At 59.2% G+C, this 16,971-nt stretch carries 14 protein-coding genes and 2 pseudogenes; 13 read left to right on the forward strand and 3 right to left on the reverse strand.

Features of this window, described 5'->3' with window-relative positions; translation table 11 throughout:
• Position 1 precedes the first annotated feature (1 nt).
• The 11 genes and pseudogenes from nuoE to FRT59_RS27500 form a co-directional block, all read left to right on the forward strand.
• A complete protein-coding gene (gene nuoE / locus FRT59_RS06845; protein ID WP_003174721.1) occupies positions 2 to 499 on the forward strand; it encodes an NADH-quinone oxidoreductase subunit NuoE in 498 nt (165 codons plus the stop codon).
• Positions 496 to 1,851 carry an NADH-quinone oxidoreductase subunit NuoF gene (nuoF, locus tag FRT59_RS06850; RefSeq protein ID WP_153870764.1) on the forward strand — a complete coding sequence of 452 codons (1,356 nt, stop codon included), beginning with the start codon at positions 496 to 498 and terminating at the stop codon, positions 1,849 to 1,851. The genes nuoE and nuoF overlap by 4 nt, the downstream gene beginning before the upstream one ends.
• 135 nt (positions 1,852 to 1,986) lie before the next feature.
• Positions 1,987 to 4,701 carry an NADH-quinone oxidoreductase subunit NuoG gene (nuoG, locus tag FRT59_RS06855; protein ID WP_153870765.1) on the forward strand — a complete coding sequence of 905 codons (2,715 nt, stop codon included), beginning with the start codon at positions 1,987 to 1,989 and terminating at the stop codon, positions 4,699 to 4,701.
• The gene (nuoH, locus tag FRT59_RS06860) at positions 4,698 to 5,705 is read left to right on the forward strand and encodes an NADH-quinone oxidoreductase subunit NuoH (RefSeq protein WP_017737147.1); all 1,008 of its coding nucleotides are present in this window, start codon (positions 4,698 to 4,700) and stop codon (positions 5,703 to 5,705) included. The genes nuoG and nuoH overlap by 4 nt, the downstream gene beginning before the upstream one ends.
• A gap of 11 nt (positions 5,706 to 5,716) precedes the next feature.
• Positions 5,717 to 6,265 carry an NADH-quinone oxidoreductase subunit NuoI gene (gene nuoI, locus FRT59_RS06865; protein ID WP_003174725.1) on the forward strand — a complete coding sequence of 183 codons (549 nt, stop codon included), beginning with the start codon at positions 5,717 to 5,719 and terminating at the stop codon, positions 6,263 to 6,265.
• 9 nt (positions 6,266 to 6,274) lie between these two features.
• A complete protein-coding gene (nuoJ, locus tag FRT59_RS06870; protein WP_003219561.1) occupies positions 6,275 to 6,778 on the forward strand; it encodes an NADH-quinone oxidoreductase subunit J in 504 nt (167 codons plus the stop codon).
• Positions 6,779 to 6,780: 2 nt separating this feature from the next.
• On the forward strand, positions 6,781 to 7,089 hold the full coding sequence (gene nuoK / locus FRT59_RS06875) for an NADH-quinone oxidoreductase subunit NuoK (protein WP_003174727.1): 309 nt from the start codon (positions 6,781 to 6,783) through the stop codon (positions 7,087 to 7,089).
• Positions 7,086 to 8,939, forward strand: a complete 1,854-nt coding sequence (gene nuoL / locus FRT59_RS06880; RefSeq protein WP_034120259.1) for an NADH-quinone oxidoreductase subunit L — start codon at positions 7,086 to 7,088, stop codon at positions 8,937 to 8,939. The genes nuoK and nuoL overlap by 4 nt, the downstream gene beginning before the upstream one ends.
• Positions 8,940 to 9,003: 64 nt before the next feature.
• Complete coding sequence (gene nuoM / locus FRT59_RS06885; protein ID WP_034120261.1) at positions 9,004 to 10,536, forward strand: NADH-quinone oxidoreductase subunit M; 1,533 nt, start codon at positions 9,004 to 9,006, stop codon at positions 10,534 to 10,536.
• 7 nt (positions 10,537 to 10,543) lie between these two features.
• Positions 10,544 to 12,007 (forward strand): NADH-quinone oxidoreductase subunit NuoN, encoded by a 1,464-nt coding sequence (nuoN, locus tag FRT59_RS06890; protein WP_153870766.1) that lies wholly within the window; start codon positions 10,544 to 10,546, stop codon positions 12,005 to 12,007.
• A 176-nt stretch (positions 12,008 to 12,183) separates the two neighbouring features.
• A pseudogene (locus FRT59_RS27500) lies at positions 12,184 to 12,323 on the forward strand (transcriptional regulator); the annotation flags it as partial.
• Positions 12,324 to 12,496: 173 nt separating this feature from the next.
• Here the strand turns inward: FRT59_RS27500 and FRT59_RS27180 are convergent.
• Positions 12,497 to 12,680 (reverse strand): annotated as a pseudogene (locus FRT59_RS27180) (reverse transcriptase domain-containing protein); the annotation flags it as partial.
• 831 nt (positions 12,681 to 13,511) lie between these two features.
• Between FRT59_RS27180 and FRT59_RS06905 the strand changes: the two are divergent.
• Positions 13,512 to 14,729, forward strand: coding sequence for an MFS transporter (locus FRT59_RS06905; RefSeq protein ID WP_153870767.1), 1,218 nt, complete (start codon positions 13,512 to 13,514; stop codon positions 14,727 to 14,729).
• Positions 14,730 to 14,880: 151 nt separating this feature from the next.
• Here FRT59_RS06905 and FRT59_RS06910 read toward each other — a convergent pair whose 3' ends face one another.
• A complete protein-coding gene (locus tag FRT59_RS06910; protein WP_034120265.1) occupies positions 14,881 to 15,633 on the reverse strand; it encodes an outer membrane beta-barrel protein in 753 nt (250 codons plus the stop codon).
• Positions 15,634 to 15,758: 125 nt separating this feature from the next.
• A complete protein-coding gene (locus FRT59_RS06915; RefSeq protein WP_153839295.1) occupies positions 15,759 to 16,592 on the reverse strand; it encodes an arylamine N-acetyltransferase family protein in 834 nt (277 codons plus the stop codon).
• Between the two features lie 120 nt (positions 16,593 to 16,712).
• On the opposite strand from FRT59_RS06915, the gene FRT59_RS06920 reads away from it, so the two are divergent.
• Positions 16,713 to 16,949, forward strand: coding sequence for a DUF6555 family protein (locus FRT59_RS06920; RefSeq protein ID WP_005789137.1), 237 nt, complete (start codon positions 16,713 to 16,715; stop codon positions 16,947 to 16,949).
• The last annotated feature ends 22 nt before the right edge of the window (positions 16,950 to 16,971 follow it).

Consider the following 16,971-nt stretch of genomic DNA (forward strand, 5'->3'; position numbering starts at 1 on the left):
CATGAACAGCACGCTTATCCAGACAGACCGTTTCACCCTCAGTGAAACCGAGCGCTCGGCCATCGAGCACGAGCTGCATCACTACGAAGACCCGCGCGCGGCGTCGATCGAAGCCTTGAAGATCGTCCAGAAGGAACGTGGCTGGGTACCCGACGGCGCCCTCTACGCCATCGGCGAGATCCTCGGCATTCCTGCCAGCGACGTTGAAGGCGTGGCGACGTTCTACAGCCAGATCTTCCGCCAGCCGGTCGGCCGCCACATCATTCGCGTGTGCGACAGCATGGTCTGCTACATCGGCGGCCATGAATCCGTGGTCAGCGAAATCCAGAACAAGCTGGGCATCGGCCTGGGCCAGACCACCCCGGACGGCCGCTTCACGCTGCTGCCGGTGTGCTGCCTGGGCAACTGTGACAAGGCGCCGGCGTTGATGATCGACGACGACACATTCGGTGACGTGCAGCCCGCTGGCGTGACCCAATTGCTCGAGGGCTACCCATGACCCTGACTTCTTTCGGCCCGGCCAACCTGATCAAGCGTTCGGCCGAGACCCACCCGCTGACCTGGCGCCTGCGTGACGACGGCGAGCCCGTGTGGCTCGACGAGTACCAGGCCAAGAACGGTTACGCCGCTGCGCGTAAAGCCTTCGCCGACATGGCTCAGGACGACATCGTCCAGACCGTGAAAGATGCCGGCCTCAAAGGCCGCGGCGGTGCTGGCTTCCCCACGGGCGTGAAGTGGGGCCTGATGCCCAAGGACGAATCCATCAACATCCGCTACCTGCTGTGCAACGCGGATGAAATGGAGCCCAACACCTGGAAAGACCGCATGCTGATGGAGCAACTGCCCCATCTGCTGATCGAAGGCATGCTGATCAGCGCCCGCGCGCTGAAAACCTACCGTGGCTACATCTTCCTGCGTGGCGAATACACCACTGCCGCCAAGCACCTCAACCGTGCCGTGGAAGAAGCCAAGGCAGCGGGCCTGCTAGGCAAGAACATCCTCGGTTCGGGTTTTGACTTCGAGCTGTTCGTACACACCGGCGCCGGGCGTTACATCTGCGGTGAAGAAACCGCACTGATCAACTCCCTCGAAGGCCGCCGCGCCAACCCCCGTTCCAAGCCGCCCTTCCCTGCCGCCGTGGGCGTGTGGGGCAAGCCGACTTGCGTGAACAACGTCGAGACCCTGTGCAACGTGCCGGCGATCATTGCCGACGGCGTGGACTGGTACAAATCCTTGGCTCGCGAAGGCAGTGAAGACATGGGCACCAAGCTCATGGGCTTCTCCGGCAAGGTCAAGAACCCTGGCCTGTGGGAGCTGCCGTTCGGCGTGACCGCACGCGAGCTGTTCGAGGACTACGCCGGCGGCATGCGCGACGGCTACACCTTGAAAGCCTGGCAGCCAGGCGGCGCCGGTACCGGTTTCCTGCTCCCTGAGCACCTCGACGCACAAATGTATGCCGGCGGCATCGGCAAGGTGGGCACCCGGATGGGTACCGGCCTGGCGATGGCGGTCGACAACACCGTGAACATGGTGTCGTTGCTGCGCAACATGGAGCAGTTCTTTGCCCGTGAGTCCTGCGGTTTCTGCACCCCATGCCGCGACGGTTTGCCGTGGAGCGTCAAGCTGCTGATGGCCCTGGAAAATGGCGAAGGCCGCGAGGGTGATATCGAGACCCTGCTGGGCCTGGTCGGTTTCCTCGGCCCAGGCAAGACCTTCTGTGCTCACGCACCGGGCGCCGTGGAGCCATTGGGCAGCGCAATCAAATACTTCCGCTCGGAGTTCGAAGCCGGCATCGCGCCTACCAGCGCCGCCGTCCCGCCTCTGGCGAGGCCGATCGTAGTCGGCGCGTAACGCTTTAACAGGTGAAGGGTCCGTGCCCTTCACCTGCTCATGGGCTGACGCCGTAAAGGCTGTGTTGATGCCCATGAATAACAAGATTCCATTAGCCACGCCCGCTGACAACGGGCCAACGAAGAACTTTGAACCATGGCCACTATCCACGTAGACGGCAAAGCGCTCGAAGTCGATGGGGCGGACAACCTGTTACAGGCGTGTCTGTCACTCGGCCTTGATATCCCGTATTTCTGCTGGCACCCCGCTCTCGGTAGCGTCGGTGCCTGTCGCCAGTGTGCGGTCAAGCAATACACCGACGAGAACGACACCCGTGGTCGTATCGTCATGTCCTGCATGACCCCAGCCACCGACAACACCTGGATCTCCATCGAAGATGAAGAATCCAAGGCGTTCCGCGCCAGTGTTGTCGAATGGCTGATGACCAACCACCCCCACGACTGCCCGGTCTGTGAGGAAGGCGGTCACTGCCACCTGCAAGACATGACGGTGATGACCGGCCACAACGAGCGCCGTTATCGCTTCACCAAGCGTACCCACCAGAACCAGGACCTCGGCCCGTTCATCTCCCACGAGATGAACCGCTGCATCGCCTGCTACCGTTGCGTGCGTTTCTATAAAGACTATGCCGGCGGCACCGACCTGGGCGTATTCGGCGCCCACGACAACGTGTACTTCGGTCGCGTTGAAGACGGCGTGCTCGAAAGCGAGTTCTCCGGCAACCTCACCGAGGTCTGCCCGACCGGTGTGTTCACCGACAAGACCCACTCCGAGCGCTACAACCGTAAGTGGGACATGCAGTTCTCGCCGAGCATCTGCCATGGCTGCTCCAGCGGTTGCAACATTTCCCCGGGCGAGCGCTACGGCGAACTGCGTCGGATCGAAAACCGCTTCAACGGTTCGGTCAACCAGTACTTCCTGTGCGACCGTGGCCGTTTCGGCTATGGCTACGTCAACCGCGAAGACCGCCCACGCCAGCCGCTGCTGGCCGATGGCGCCAAGCTGAGCCTGGACGCGGCGCTGGATAAAGCCGCTGACCTGCTGCGCGGGCGCAACATCGTCGGTATCGGTTCGCCGCGTGCCAGCCTCGAAAGCAACTACGCGTTGCGCGAGCTGGTGGGTGCCGAGCACTTCTACTGCGGTATCGAAGCCGGCGAGCTGGAGCGCATCCGCCTGGTCCTGCAAGTGCTGAACGACAGCCCGCTGCCGGTGCCGAACATGCGCGACATTGAAGACCACGACGCCATCTTCGTACTCGGTGAAGACCTGACCCAGACCGCCGCACGCATCGCGCTGTCGCTGCGCCAGTCGGTCAAAGGCAAGGCCGAAGAGATGGCCGACGCCATGCGCGTGCAGCCGTGGCTCGACGCCGCGGTGAAAAACATCGGCCAGCACGCGCTGAACCCGCTGTTTATCGCAAGCCTTGCTGAAACCAAGCTCGACGATATCGCCGAAGAATGCGTACACGCAGCGCCGGATGACCTGGCCCGTATCGGTTTCGCCGTGGCCCACGCCCTCGACGCCAGCGCGCCTGCCGTCGAAGGCCTGGACGCTGAAGCCGTTGCACTGGCCCAGCGCATCGCCGACGCCCTGCTGGCAGCCAAGCGTCCCTTGATCATTGCCGGCACCTCGTTGGGTTCCAAGGCGCTGATCGAAGCCGCCGCCAACATCGCCAAGGCCCTGAAGCTGCGCGACAAGAACGGCTCCATCAGCCTGGTGGTGCCGGAAGCCAACAGCCTTGGCCTGGCGATGCTCGGTGGCGAGTCCCTGGACGCCGCCCTGCAAGCGGTGACCGACGGCAACGCCGACGCCATCGTGGTGCTGGAAAACGACCTGTACACTCGCACCGACGCCGCCAAGGTTGACGCTGCACTGAACGCCGCCAAGGTCCTGATCGTGGCCGACCACCAGAAGACCGCCACCAGCGACCGTGCCGACCTGGTACTGCCAGCCGCCAGCTTTGCCGAAGGCGACGGTACCCTGGTCAGCCAGGAAGGCCGCGCCCAGCGCTTCTTCCAGGTGTTCGATCCGAAGTACATGGACGCCAGCATCCTGGTTCACGAAGGCTGGCGCTGGCTGCATGCCCTGCGTGCGACCCTGCTGAACCAGCCGATCGACTGGACCCAGCTCGACCACGTCACCGCAGCCACCGCCGCGAGTGCGCCGCAGCTTGCCCGGATTGTCGACGCTGCGCCGTCTGCCGCGTTCCGCATCAAGGGCTTGAAGCTGGCCCGTGAGCCGCTGCGTTACTCCGGGCGTACCGCCATGCGTGCTGATATCAGCGTGCACGAACCGCGTACTCCACAAGACATCGACACCGCGTTCGCCTTCTCCATGGAAGGTTACTCGGGCTCGGTCGAGCCGCGTCAGCAAGTGCCATTTGCCTGGTCGCCGGGCTGGAACTCGCCGCAGGCCTGGAACAAGTTCCAGGACGAAGTCGGTGGTCACATCCGTGCTGGCGACCCAGGCACACGCCTGATCGAAAGCACCGGTGACTCGCTGAACTGGTTCGCTGCGGTACCGCGGCCGTTCAACCCGGCCCCGGGCACCTGGCAGGTCGTGCCGTTCTTCCACTTGTTCGGCAGCGAAGAGACCTCTTCCAAGGCCGCGCCGGTTCAAGAGCGCATCCCGACCGCCTACGTGTCCGTGGCCAAGTCCGAAGCCGACCGCCTGGGCGTCAACGACGGTGCCTTGCTCAGCCTGAACGTAGCCGGCCAGACCCTGCGCCTGCCGCTGCGTATCAACGAAGAGTTGGGTGCCGGCCTGGTTGCACTGCCGAAAGGCCTCGCCGGTATCCCGCCTGCGATCTTTGGCCAAACCGTTGACGGTCTGCAGGAGGCAGCGCAATGACCTGGTTCACCCCTGAAGTGATCGACGTGATCATCTCGGTCGTCAAGGCCATCGTGATCCTGTTGGCCGTGGTCGTGGCGGGCGCCCTGCTCAGCTTCGTCGAACGTCGCCTGTTGGGCTGGTGGCAGGACCGTTACGGTCCGAACCGCGTTGGCCCATTCGGCATGTTCCAGATCGCGGCCGACATGCTGAAAATGTTCTTCAAGGAAGACTGGACCCCGCCGTTTGCCGACAAGGTGATCTTCACCCTGGCGCCGGTCGTGGCCATGAGCGCCTTGCTGATCGCCTTCGCGATCATCCCGATCACCCCGACCTGGGGCGTGGCGGACCTGAACATCGGCTTGCTGTTCTTCTTCGCCATGGCCGGTTTGTCGGTCTACGCGGTGCTGTTCGCCGGCTGGGCCAGTAATAACAAGTTCGCCCTGCTGGGCAGCTTGCGTGCTTCGGCCCAGACCGTGTCCTACGAAGTGTTCATGGGCCTGGCGCTGATGGGCATTGTGGTACAGGTCGGCTCGTTCAACATGCGCGACATCGTCGAGTACCAGGCGCAGAACCTGTGGTTCATCATTCCGCAGTTCTTCGGCTTCTGTACCTTCTTCATCGCTGGCGTGGCCGTGACTCACCGTCACCCGTTCGACCAGCCGGAAGCGGAACAGGAACTGGCCGACGGTTACCACATTGAATATGCCGGCATGAAATGGGGCATGTTCTTCGTCGGTGAGTACATCGGCATCATCTTGATCTCGGCTTTGCTGGTCACGCTGTTCTTCGGCGGCTGGCACGGTCCATTCGGCATCCTGCCGCAGTTGGCGTTCTTCTGGTTCTTCCTGAAGACCGCGTTCTTCATCATGTTGTTTATCCTGCTGCGCGCTTCCATTCCGCGTCCACGATACGACCAGGTGATGGATTTCAGCTGGCGCTTCTGCCTGCCGCTGACCCTGATCAATTTGCTGGTGACTGCTGCCGTTGTGTTGTTGAACACGCCAGCGGGCGCGGTTCAGTGAGGATTTGACCCATGTTCAAATATATTGGCGACATCGTTAAGGGTACCGGTACCCAGTTGCGAAGCCTGGTGATGGTGTTCGGTCACGGCTTTCGCAAACGCGACACCCTGCAATACCCGGAAGAAGCGGTGTACCTGCCGCCGCGCTATCGCGGCCGCATCGTACTGACCCGCGACCCCGATGGCGAAGAGCGTTGCGTAGCCTGCAACCTCTGCGCCGTGGCGTGCCCGGTGGGTTGCATCTCCCTGCAGAAAGCTGAAACCGAAGACGGTCGCTGGTACCCGGACTTCTTCCGTATCAACTTCTCGCGCTGCATTTTCTGCGGCCTCTGCGAGGAAGCTTGCCCGACCACCGCGATCCAGCTGACACCGGATTTCGAGATGGCCGAGTTCAAACGTCAGGACCTGGTGTACGAGAAAGAAGATCTGCTGATCTCTGGTCCCGGTAAAAACCCTGATTACAACTTCTATCGTGTTGCAGGTATGGCCGTTGCCGGTAAGCCCAAAGGCGCCGCACAAAACGAAGCCGAGCCGATCAACGTGAAGAGCTTGCTGCCTTAAGGAAGAAAGATGGAATTCGCTTTCTATTTCGCATCGGGTATCGCGGTTGTGTCCACGCTTCGCGTGATCACCAACACCAACCCCGTGCACGCCCTGCTCTACCTGATCATTTCGCTGATCGCCGTGGCCATGACCTTTTTCAGTCTCGGCGCACCGTTCGCCGGTGTACTGGAAGTGATCGCCTACGCCGGCGCCATCATGGTGCTGTTCGTGTTTGTGGTGATGATGCTCAACCTCGGGCCGGCTTCGGTCGCCCAGGAGCGCGTCTGGCTCAAGCCCGGCATCTGGCTCGGCCCGGTGATCCTTGCAGCGCTGCTGCTGGGTGAACTGCTGTATGTGCTGTTCGCTCACCAGAGCGGCCAGGCCATCGGCCACACCACCGTAGACGCGAAAGCCGTGGGCATCAGCCTGTTCGGCCCGTACCTGCTGGTGGTCGAACTGGCTTCGATGCTGCTGCTCGCCGCAGCCATCACCGCCTTCCACTTGGGCCGCAACGAAGCCAAGGAGCAATGACGATGCCTGCTATCCCTTTGGAGCATGGTCTGGCGGTCGCCGGCATCCTGTTCTGCCTTGGCCTGGTCGGCCTGATGGTGCGCCGTAACATTCTGTTCGTGTTGATGAGCCTGGAAATCATGATGAACGCTGCAGCATTGGCGTTCATCGTTGCAGGTGCACGTTGGGGCCAGCCCGATGGACAAGTCATGTTCATCCTGGTGATCAGCCTGGCAGCCGCCGAGGCCAGTATCGGCCTGGCGATCCTGCTGCAACTGTATCGTCGCTTCCACACGCTTGATATCGACGCTGCCAGTGAGATGCGCGGATGAACATGATCTTTCTGACTTTCGTATTCCCCCTGATCGGTTTCCTGCTGCTGTCGTTCTCCCGTGGACGCTGGTCGGAAAACCTTTCTGCCCTGGTGGGTGTGGGTTCCATTGGCCTGTCGGCGATCGTTGCCGCCTACGTCATCTGGCAATTCAACGTGGCGCCGCCGGAAGGCGGTCACTACACCCTGGTGCTGTGGCAGTGGATGTCGGTGGAGGGCTTCAAGCCTAACTTCGCCCTCTACGTCGACGGCCTGTCGATCACCATGCTGGGCGTGGTTGTCGGCGTGGGCTTCCTGATCCACCTGTTCGCGTCCTGGTACATGCGCGGTGAAGCGGGCTACTCGCGGTTCTTCTCGTACACCAACCTGTTTATCGCCAGCATGCTGTTCCTGGTGCTGGGCGATAACCTGTTGTTCCTGTACTTCGGCTGGGAAGGCGTAGGCCTGTGCTCGTACCTGTTGATCGGTTTCTACTACAGCAACCGCAACAACGGTAACGCGGCACTCAAGGCATTCATCGTCACCCGCATCGGCGACGTGTTCATGGCCATCGGCCTGTTCATCCTGTTCCAACAGGTGGGCACGCTGAACATCCAGGAACTGCTGGTGCTGGCACCGCAGAAATTCCAGGTCGGTGACTTCTGGATCACCCTGGCGACCCTGATGCTGCTGGGCGGCGCCGTGGGTAAATCTGCGCAACTGCCGCTGCAAACCTGGCTGGCGGACGCGATGGCCGGTCCTACCCCGGTGTCGGCACTGATCCACGCCGCCACCATGGTGACCGCCGGTGTCTACCTGATCGCCCGTACCCATGGCCTGTTCACCCTGGCGCCGGACATCCTGCACCTGGTGGGCATAGTAGGCGGCGTGACGCTGGTACTGGCCGGCTTCGCCGCGCTGGTGCAGACCGACATCAAGCGCATCCTCGCCTATTCGACCATGAGCCAGATCGGCTACATGTTCCTGGCCCTGGGCGTTGGTGCCTGGGACGCGGCGATCTTCCACCTGATGACCCACGCGTTCTTCAAGGCGCTGCTGTTCCTTGCTTCCGGTGCGGTGATCGTGGCCTGCCACCACGAGCAGAACATCTTCAAGATGGGCGGCCTGTGGAAGAAACTGCCACTGGCCTACGCCAGCTTCATCGTCGGTGGTGCCGCGCTCGCAGCCCTGCCGCTGGTGACCGCCGGTTTCTACTCGAAAGACGAAATCCTCTGGGAAGCCTTTGCCAGCGGAAACCAGAACCTGCTGTACGCAGGCCTGGTAGGTGCGTTCATGACCTCGCTGTACACCTTCCGCCTGATCTTCATCACCTTCCACGGTGAAGCCAAGACCGAAGCGCACGCAGGCCACGGCATCTCCCACTGGCTGCCACTGTCGGTGCTAATCATCCTGTCGACCTTCATCGGCGCCATGATCACCCCGCCTCTGCACGGTGTACTGCCACAAAGCGTCGGCCATGCCGGCGGCGCAGACAAGCACAGCCTGGAAATCGCCTCGGGTGCCATTGCCATCGCCGGTATCCTGCTGGCAGCCCTGCTGTTCCTCGGCAAGCGTCGCTTCGTGACCGCCGTGGCCAACAGTGGCATTGGCCGCTTCCTGTCGGCCTGGTGGTTCGCCGCCTGGGGCTTCGACTGGATCTACGACAAACTGTTCGTCAAGCCCTACCTGGCCATCAGCCATGTACTGCGCAAAGACCCGCTCGACCAGACCATCGGTTTGATCCCGCGCGCCGCCAAGGCTGGTCACACAGCCCTGAGCCGCAGCGAGACGGGCCAACTGCGTTGGTATGCAGCTTCCATGGCGGCCGGTGCGGTTCTGGTGATCGGCGCCATCGTTGTGGTAGCGGTCTGACCATGTCTATGCACATTGCGAACATTGCGATCTTTGCGAACTTGCGAAAGGAAACGAGCCTGTCATGATTCTGCCCTGGCTAATCCTGATCCCCTTCATCGGCGGCCTGCTCTGCTGGATGGGTGAACGCTTCGGCGCCACCCTCCCCCGCTGGATTGCGTTGCTGACCATGTCCCTGGAACTCGCGCTCGGCCTCTGGCTGTGGGCCCATGGCGACTATTCATTTGCTCCGGCACCGGGTGTCGACCCCACCTTCGCGCTTGAATTCAAGCACGTGTGGATCCAGCGCTTCGGCATCAACGTGCACCTGGCCCTCGACGGCCTGTCGCTGTTGATGATCCTGCTGACCGGCCTGCTGGGTATCCTCTCGGTACTCTGCTCCTGGAAAGAGATCCAGCGTCACGTGGGCTTCTTCCACCTGAACCTGATGTGGATCCTGGGCGGTGTCGTCGGCGTGTTCCTCGCCCTCGACCTGTTCATGTTCTTCTTCTTCTGGGAAATGATGCTGGTGCCGATGTACTTCCTCATCGCGCTCTGGGGTCACAGTTCTTCGGACGGCAAGAAAACCCGGATCTACGCGGCGACCAAGTTCTTCATCTTCACCCAGGCTTCCGGCCTGATCATGTTGGTGGCGATCCTGGGCCTGGTACTGGTCAACTTCAACAGCACGGGCGTGATTACCTTCAACTACGCCGACCTGTTGAAGACCAAGATGTCGCTGACCACCGAGTACATCCTGATGCTGGGCTTCTTCATCGCCTTCGCGGTGAAGCTGCCGGTGGTGCCGTTCCACTCCTGGTTGCCTGACGCTCACGCCCAGGCGCCGACTGCCGGTTCCGTGGACCTGGCCGGTATCCTGCTGAAGACGGCAGCCTACGGCCTGCTGCGTTTCGCCCTGCCGCTGTTCCCGAATGCCTCGGCCGAGTTCGCGCCGATTGCAATGACCCTGGGTCTGATCGGGATCTTCTACGGTGCGTTCCTGGCCTTTGCACAAACCGACATCAAGCGTCTGATTGCCTTCTCGTCCGTTTCCCACATGGGCTTCGTACTGATCGGCATCTACTCCGGCAGCCAGCTGGCGTTGCAAGGCGCCGTGATCCAGATGTTGGCCCACGGTGTTTCGGCCGCTGCACTCTTTATCCTGAGTGGCCAGCTGTACGAACGCCTGCACACCCGTGACATGCGGGAAATGGGTGGCGTGTGGTCGCGCATCGCGTACCTGCCGGCGATCAGCCTGTTCTTCGCCGCTGCGTCCCTGGGCTTGCCGGGTACCGGTAACTTCATCGGCGAGTTCCTGATCCTGATGGGTGCCTTCGTGCAGACGCCATGGATCAGCGCCATCGCCACTTCCGGCCTGGTGTTCGGTTCGGTCTACTCGCTGATCATGATCCACCGCGCGTATTTCGGCCCGGCCAAGTCGGACACCGTCTTGCACGGTATGGATGCTCGCGAACTGATCATGGTGCTCGGCCTTGCGGTATTGCTGATCTTCATCGGCGTGTACCCGCAACCGTTCCTGGACACTTCTGCCGCAACGATGCATGGCGTGCAGCAGTGGTTCGGCACCGCCTTCTCCCAACTCGCTTCGGCCCGGTAAGAGCGCTATGGAATTCACGATCCAACACTTTATCGCGCTTGCGCCGCTGCTGATCACCAGCCTCACCATCGTGGTGGTGATGCTGGCGATCGCCTGGCGCCGCAATCACTCGCAAACGTTCCTGCTGTCCTGTGCCGGCTTGAACCTGGCCCTGTTGTCGATCATCCCGGCCCTCAAGGTCGCGCCACTGGCGGTCACGCCGCTGATGTTGGTCGATGACTTCGCGCTGCTGTACATCGCCCTGATCCTGGTGGCGACCCTGGCATGCGTGACCCTCGCCCACGCCTACCTCGGCGAAGGCGGCACCGGCTACCCGGGTAACAAGGAAGAGCTGTACCTGCTGATCCTGCTGGCTGCGGCCGGTGGCATCGTGCTGGTCAGCGCACAGCACCTGGCCGGCTTGTTCATCGGCCTGGAACTGTTGTCGATCCCGACCTACGGCCTGGTGGCCTATGCCTTCTTCAGCAAGCGCTCCCTCGAAGCCGGCATCAAGTACATGGTGCTGTCGGCCGCGGGTTCCGCGTTCCTGTTGTTCGGTATGGCCCTGCTCTACGCCGAAGCCGGCAGCCTGAGCTTCAGCGGTATCGGCCACGCCCTGGCCGCCACCAACAGCCCTGCGCCGATTGCCCAACTGGGCCTGGCGATGATGCTGATCGGCCTGGCGTTCAAGTTGTCGCTGGTGCCGTTCCACCTGTGGACCCCGGACGTGTACGAAGGCGCCCCGGCGCCGGTGGCCGCGTTCCTGGCCACTGCGTCGAAAGTGGCGGTGTTTGCGGTGATGGTGCGTCTGTTCCAGATCTCCCCTGCCGCCAACACCGGCGTGCTGAGCAACGTGCTGACCGTGATCGCCATTGCGTCGATCCTGTTCGGTAACCTGCTGGCGCTGACCCAGAACAACCTCAAGCGTCTGCTGGGTTATTCGTCCATCGCCCACTTCGGCTACCTGCTGATCGCCCTGGTGGCGAGCAAAGGCCTGGCCGTGGAAGCCATCGGCGTGTACCTGGTCACCTACGTGATCACCAGCCTCGGCGCGTTCGGCGTGATCACCCTGATGTCCTCGCCGTACAAAGGCCGTGACGCTGACGCGCTGTATGAATACCGCGGCCTGTTCTGGCGCCGTCCGTACCTGACCGCCGTACTCACCGTAATGATGTTGTCCCTGGCCGGTATCCCGCTGACCGCGGGCTTCATCGGCAAGTTCTACATCGTCGCTACCGGTGTCGAAGCTCATCAATGGTGGCTGGTTGCTTCCCTGGTACTGGGCAGCGCCATCGGCGTGTTCTACTACCTGCGCGTGATGGTCACCCTGTACCTGATCGAGCCAAACCTGCGCCGGGTGGATGCCGAACTGCACTGGGAACAGAAAGCCGGTGGCGTAATGCTGCTGGCCATCGCCCTGCTCGCGTTCTTCCTGGGCGTGTACCCACAACCGTTGCTCACGCTGGTGCAGCACGCGGTGTTGGGCGTTTGATCGCTTAGATTGATGCAATAAGCAAAACGGCGCCTTTGGGCGCCGTTTTGCGTTTCAGGGGGAAGACATTAGAGATGCGGTGCAACCACTATCGCCTTCGCGAGCAAGCCCGCTCCCACATTTGGATCGAGGAGCGTCAGTGGGATACTCATGGGCTCAACACTGTCCTATGCCACGCAGACGAGGTGATCGCCGTGCGCCAGCAACTCAACCTCTCCCGGTCGACCGGGCCAAACCCAACGCCCAGGCCGTCACCCTTATACACCTGGTGGCGCGTTTTCCGGAAACCGTGGCACAACTTGCCGCACTGGGCTGACCTGCAAAAGCATCGAGCAGGAGGCGGATTTACATCCGCCGCCCTCTCACACCACCGTACGTACGGTTCCGCATACGACGGTTCAGGTTATGCGATTAAGCCGGTTTATCGTATCCAGTATCGAGACCAATCCCGTTCCTCACTGAGTTCCAAGCGCATCAGGTTGCGCGATGCTGATTCAAGAGGCGCTCGACGCCTGCCAACACTCGCTCGCCGGCCCGACGACTGCGCACGTAAAATGTTCGCGTTGTCGGCATAACGTACGAAGCGATGGCCCCGTCGCGCCAGCTCTTTGTCGAGTTCGTAGAGCAGGATATTCGACAGCAACGGCGAGAGCGGGCCGTCTTGCGGCGTCCCTCTTGCCGCCGGCTAGTAGCCTCGGGCTTACTTCAAATTCGCAGTCACCCGCGACACCCTAGCCTCTGGCTAACACTTCCCCTTGCCGGGTGTGTAGAGGACTTTCACCTCCAAGTCATTCGACTCACCGCCACAGTGAGTCGAACAGCACCGGTCATGGCGCACTCGGCCGCAAGGGTAAACGCCAGATGCAGGTCAATATCAACGTAGGCATTCCATACGCCGCGTTTGGTGTCCTCGACTAAACGTTTTTAGCGTTGAGCACCCGCGAAGAAAAATATGTGAACCACAACGACAACGGAATCGTCGGCTTATATGCAACTGGATATTACAGTCTTGTATATGAATCAATACTTTTAGAAATCAACCATGGAGCGAAATGTAGGAAATGCCAATCAGACCGATCCGATAAACGTCTGGATAAACACACGAAAGCTCAACTGAAAAACAATACAACCCAGCAAATTTCTATTGACAACCACAGTAGCCCCCAATACGGTTTAAGTGCATCGCAAATCTGCGAAGGCAATAACCCTGAAAACTATATATGAAACGAGCAATTATAGAGCCGACGTTTAACAATCAATCAATCGACGCGCACCAGGCTCCTTACATCTCAATTAAGACTATAACTGTGCCCCGCTACAATTTTACTCCCAACTATGCGGGTAGCATTATCGAAGCGTATTACAGCAGAAAGCAACCCCTCCTTAAATTTTAACGACCGTGGCTTTATAAACAAGTTGAGCGACTTGTATCAATTCGCCAACGAACATGAACTCGACGGCTTCGTATTTGAAGACAAACTTTTTCTCAATTCAGATCGGCACGATGAGAACGTCAAGTAAGCTTATTTACGTGCAAGCGCTATCCAGTCTCTCACTATGGCTTGATATTTTTTTGATCTTCACGGTTCCCGTTTATCTATGGCATGCCTCTCCTTCATCGATAGCGTTCCTGGCTTTTTGCTTGGGCGCTCCAATGTTATTCCTTGGCCCTATCGTTGGAACGCTGATAGATCGACATGACGTAAGAAAAACACTATTATTTGGTGCCTTACTGCGCGTACTATCTACTGTAGCACTAGCAGTGTCTCCAGACCTTCAGAGTTTTTTGTTTTTCGTTTTATTCAAAGGTGTGTCAAACTTATTTTACTTCCCTTCGATAACCATGATGGTTCGACAACTGATACTTGCCGAAGAGCGCAAATCCTTTTTCAGTCACGTCAGTGTATTTGATCAATCCTCCAAAATTTTTGCGCCATTACTTGCAGGTGTGTTAACGGCGGTATTATCACCTAAGGATTTATTCTTTTTGTCGGCTGCCGCCATAGCATTAACCTTTCCACTCCTAAGGTCTATTTGCCTGGGATTCCGAACGCAAATTAATGACTCCTCTACGAAAACCCTTCCACTCTATCGCGACATAACAAGAGGACTTTCTATTTTCAATGCCTTGCCCTTTCAACTACGCATAGGCTTTTTATACTCCCTACTGACATCGCTGGCTTTAGGAATTTACGACCCGCACTTGGCGTCCTTTCTAGCCTACGAAGGTTTACCTCCAGTTAATTTTTCAGTAATCGTTTCCGCAACCGCCGGAGGCGCGATATGTGCCGCACTGTTGGTGAAGTTCAAATTGAGCAATATCGATGAGATCCTACTTCGATCACATGCATTATTTATTTTTTCTGCAGCATTAATCCTGACCGCAATTTTAGTATTTTTCCAAGTACCTGGAAGAGCCTATCTCTATCCGCTAGTTTGGTTTGTGAATGGTTTCAGTTATGAGATATTAATCATATCGTCCAATATAATACTTCAACAATTATGCCCTTCCGATAATATCGGAAGAGTATCCATGTCTTTCAGAAGCATCCAAATGCTATGCGTTATAATCGGACCTTCTTTAGGGACAATGCTAATAATCGCAGGCGGTCGCCCGGCACCTTTTGTTGTGGCTGCATGCATGGCTTTTTTAACGGCATCAGTATCAATTGCGGTCTATCTATATTTGTACAAAAAACAAGCGCGCACACCTGTCAGTTAGTGCCAAATCAAACGATCATCCGGTGAATCTCCTACTACTTTAAGTTACCTAATCAAGTCCAAGATCGAGTAGGCTTGCGCGCAAAGCGCCATGCCTGGCGCACCCAAAAAACGCCCCGAGAATTCGGGGCGTTTTTTGCAGCACAACAGCGTCAGAACGCGATACCCACCTTGAAACCGTACTCGTCACGCTTGAGCTTGGTGTTGTCGGCTACATAGGAATCGCCGTCGAGCTTGTACTCGGTGCGGGTGTAGTACAGGCCCGCCATGACCGGTAGGTCGCCCTTCTGGTTCATCAGCAGGCTGACTTCAGCGTAGGGGTTGGTGCGGTCCTTGAGGTCCACGGTGTCGCTGCCAACACCGTCCACCTTGAGCTTGGCGCGGCCATCAATGGTGTGACGGGCACCGGCTTCAACGCGCAGGGTCATGTCATCGAACTGGTGGTTGTAACCCAGGGCCGCCTTGGCGAACGGCGACTTGTTGGTGAGTTTCATGTCGTAGCCATTGGTATCCGGCTCGTAGCGCGTCCAGCTGTAGCCACCGCCGACGATCACGTCGACAAAGTTGCGCGCATCCAGCGCGGCACGCCAGCCGAGGTCGAGGTCAGCCTGGCCTTCCTTGAGTTTGTTATCACTCTTTTCGCCGTACTTGGCTTCGATACCGGCCTGGTAGATAAAGCCGGACTCAGCGGTGAGCTTGTTACCGAAGTTATAGAACAGGCCTGCTTCAGGCATGTGGTCCTTGTCGCTGGAGCTGCCGCCTTCAAGCTTGAAGTCGTTATAGCTGCCGAGGATCCCGAAGGTGGAAATCGGGTCGGTGGACGGCGCTGCGAATACCACGCCAGGCGCAGCCACCAGGGCCAGCAGCGAGGAATGCTTGAGGAATTTTCCGAATAGTTTGGACATCGTTTTACATCTCCATTTTCAGGTGGGCAAAGTATTCAGGAATCGGTTCGAACCCCGGCTTGCGCCAAAGGTTCGAATTAATTTGCCCCGATCTGGAGAAAAAACGGTTCAGCGAAGGCTCTAAATCAATATTCTTCAGGATTGGCCCGTACCAGGCGCTCAACGGCCTCATAAAGTTGCGGCTGCTCGGGCAGGCGAATACCGAACGTGTCGCGCAATAACGCAAGCAATTGCTCGGCACTCTCTAGCGTGCGTTTTTCACTGGGCCGATCCAGGCAATGGAGCGCATAGTGGGCGTTGGCCAAGGTATGGCGTTTACCGGGTGCCAGCAGTGCAGCTTTCAATTGCCCCACGAACGGCGAACCCGGGTGCGTGGAGACGTACCAGTTGCCGATTTCGTAGTCGATGTCTGCCTGGGTTTGCAAGTCGAACACATACAAGCCACGCCACTCTTCACCGACCTGAGCCCATAGCGTGTAGCTGCCTTGATTGAAGCTCAGGCGATAGGGCTCGTGGGCAGTGGCTTGTGGGGCGTCGGTGTCCAGTTGCAACGGGCTGCTAGGCACCATGCCGCCAAAGCCGACGTCGGTGATGTAGCGCACACCGTCCAGGGTCACCAGGCTCAGGCGGTGGGTGCGCCCGGTGTGTGCGTCGGGTGGCCCGCCGATCACCACGCGCCCAGTGATGCCGCGGGCTTCGAAACCCAGTTCCTGCAACAGAGCCAGGAACAACTGGTTCAACTCGTAGCAGTACCCGCCGCGCCCTTCGTGCAGCACCTTTCGCTCGACGCTGGGCAAGTCGATCGGCACCGGTGCATGCATCAGGGTCGACAGGCTTTCAAAGGCAAAGGTGCAGACATGGCGCAACTGCAAGTCGCGCAGTGTTTGCAGGGTCGGCGCCGGTGGCGAGTCGTACCCCAGACGTTGCAGGTACAGGCGGCGGTCGGTAAGTGTGGGCATGGCGCGATCCTCGGGCGCAGGGCAAGCGCGTCACTATGCCGCGCCCCTGCGTAAGTTGTCATTTTGAATGAACCTTTTTCAACGTCAGCCTATCCATCTATAACAAGACAGGGAGGCAACATGAGTACCGCAAAAATCTACACCATCCACTACCAGCTACACGGTAAACCCAAGTCTTTCGTGGTGCGCGCCGAAGTGATGAACAACGCCGAGGCCTGGCATTGGGCGGCCGTTGATGCCGACATTGCCCATGTCAGCCGAATCGGTCGTGTGGGTCACGAGCAGGTGAAAAAAACCACCCGGCCCTGGGCGGAAAAATATGGCATCACCGATGTCAGTTGGACCCCGCCCAAATAAACAAAGCCCCGCACAATGGCGG

The organism is Pseudomonas haemolytica, assembly GCF_009659625.1.
Classification (GTDB): Bacteria; Pseudomonadota; Gammaproteobacteria; order Pseudomonadales; family Pseudomonadaceae; genus Aquipseudomonas; species Aquipseudomonas haemolytica.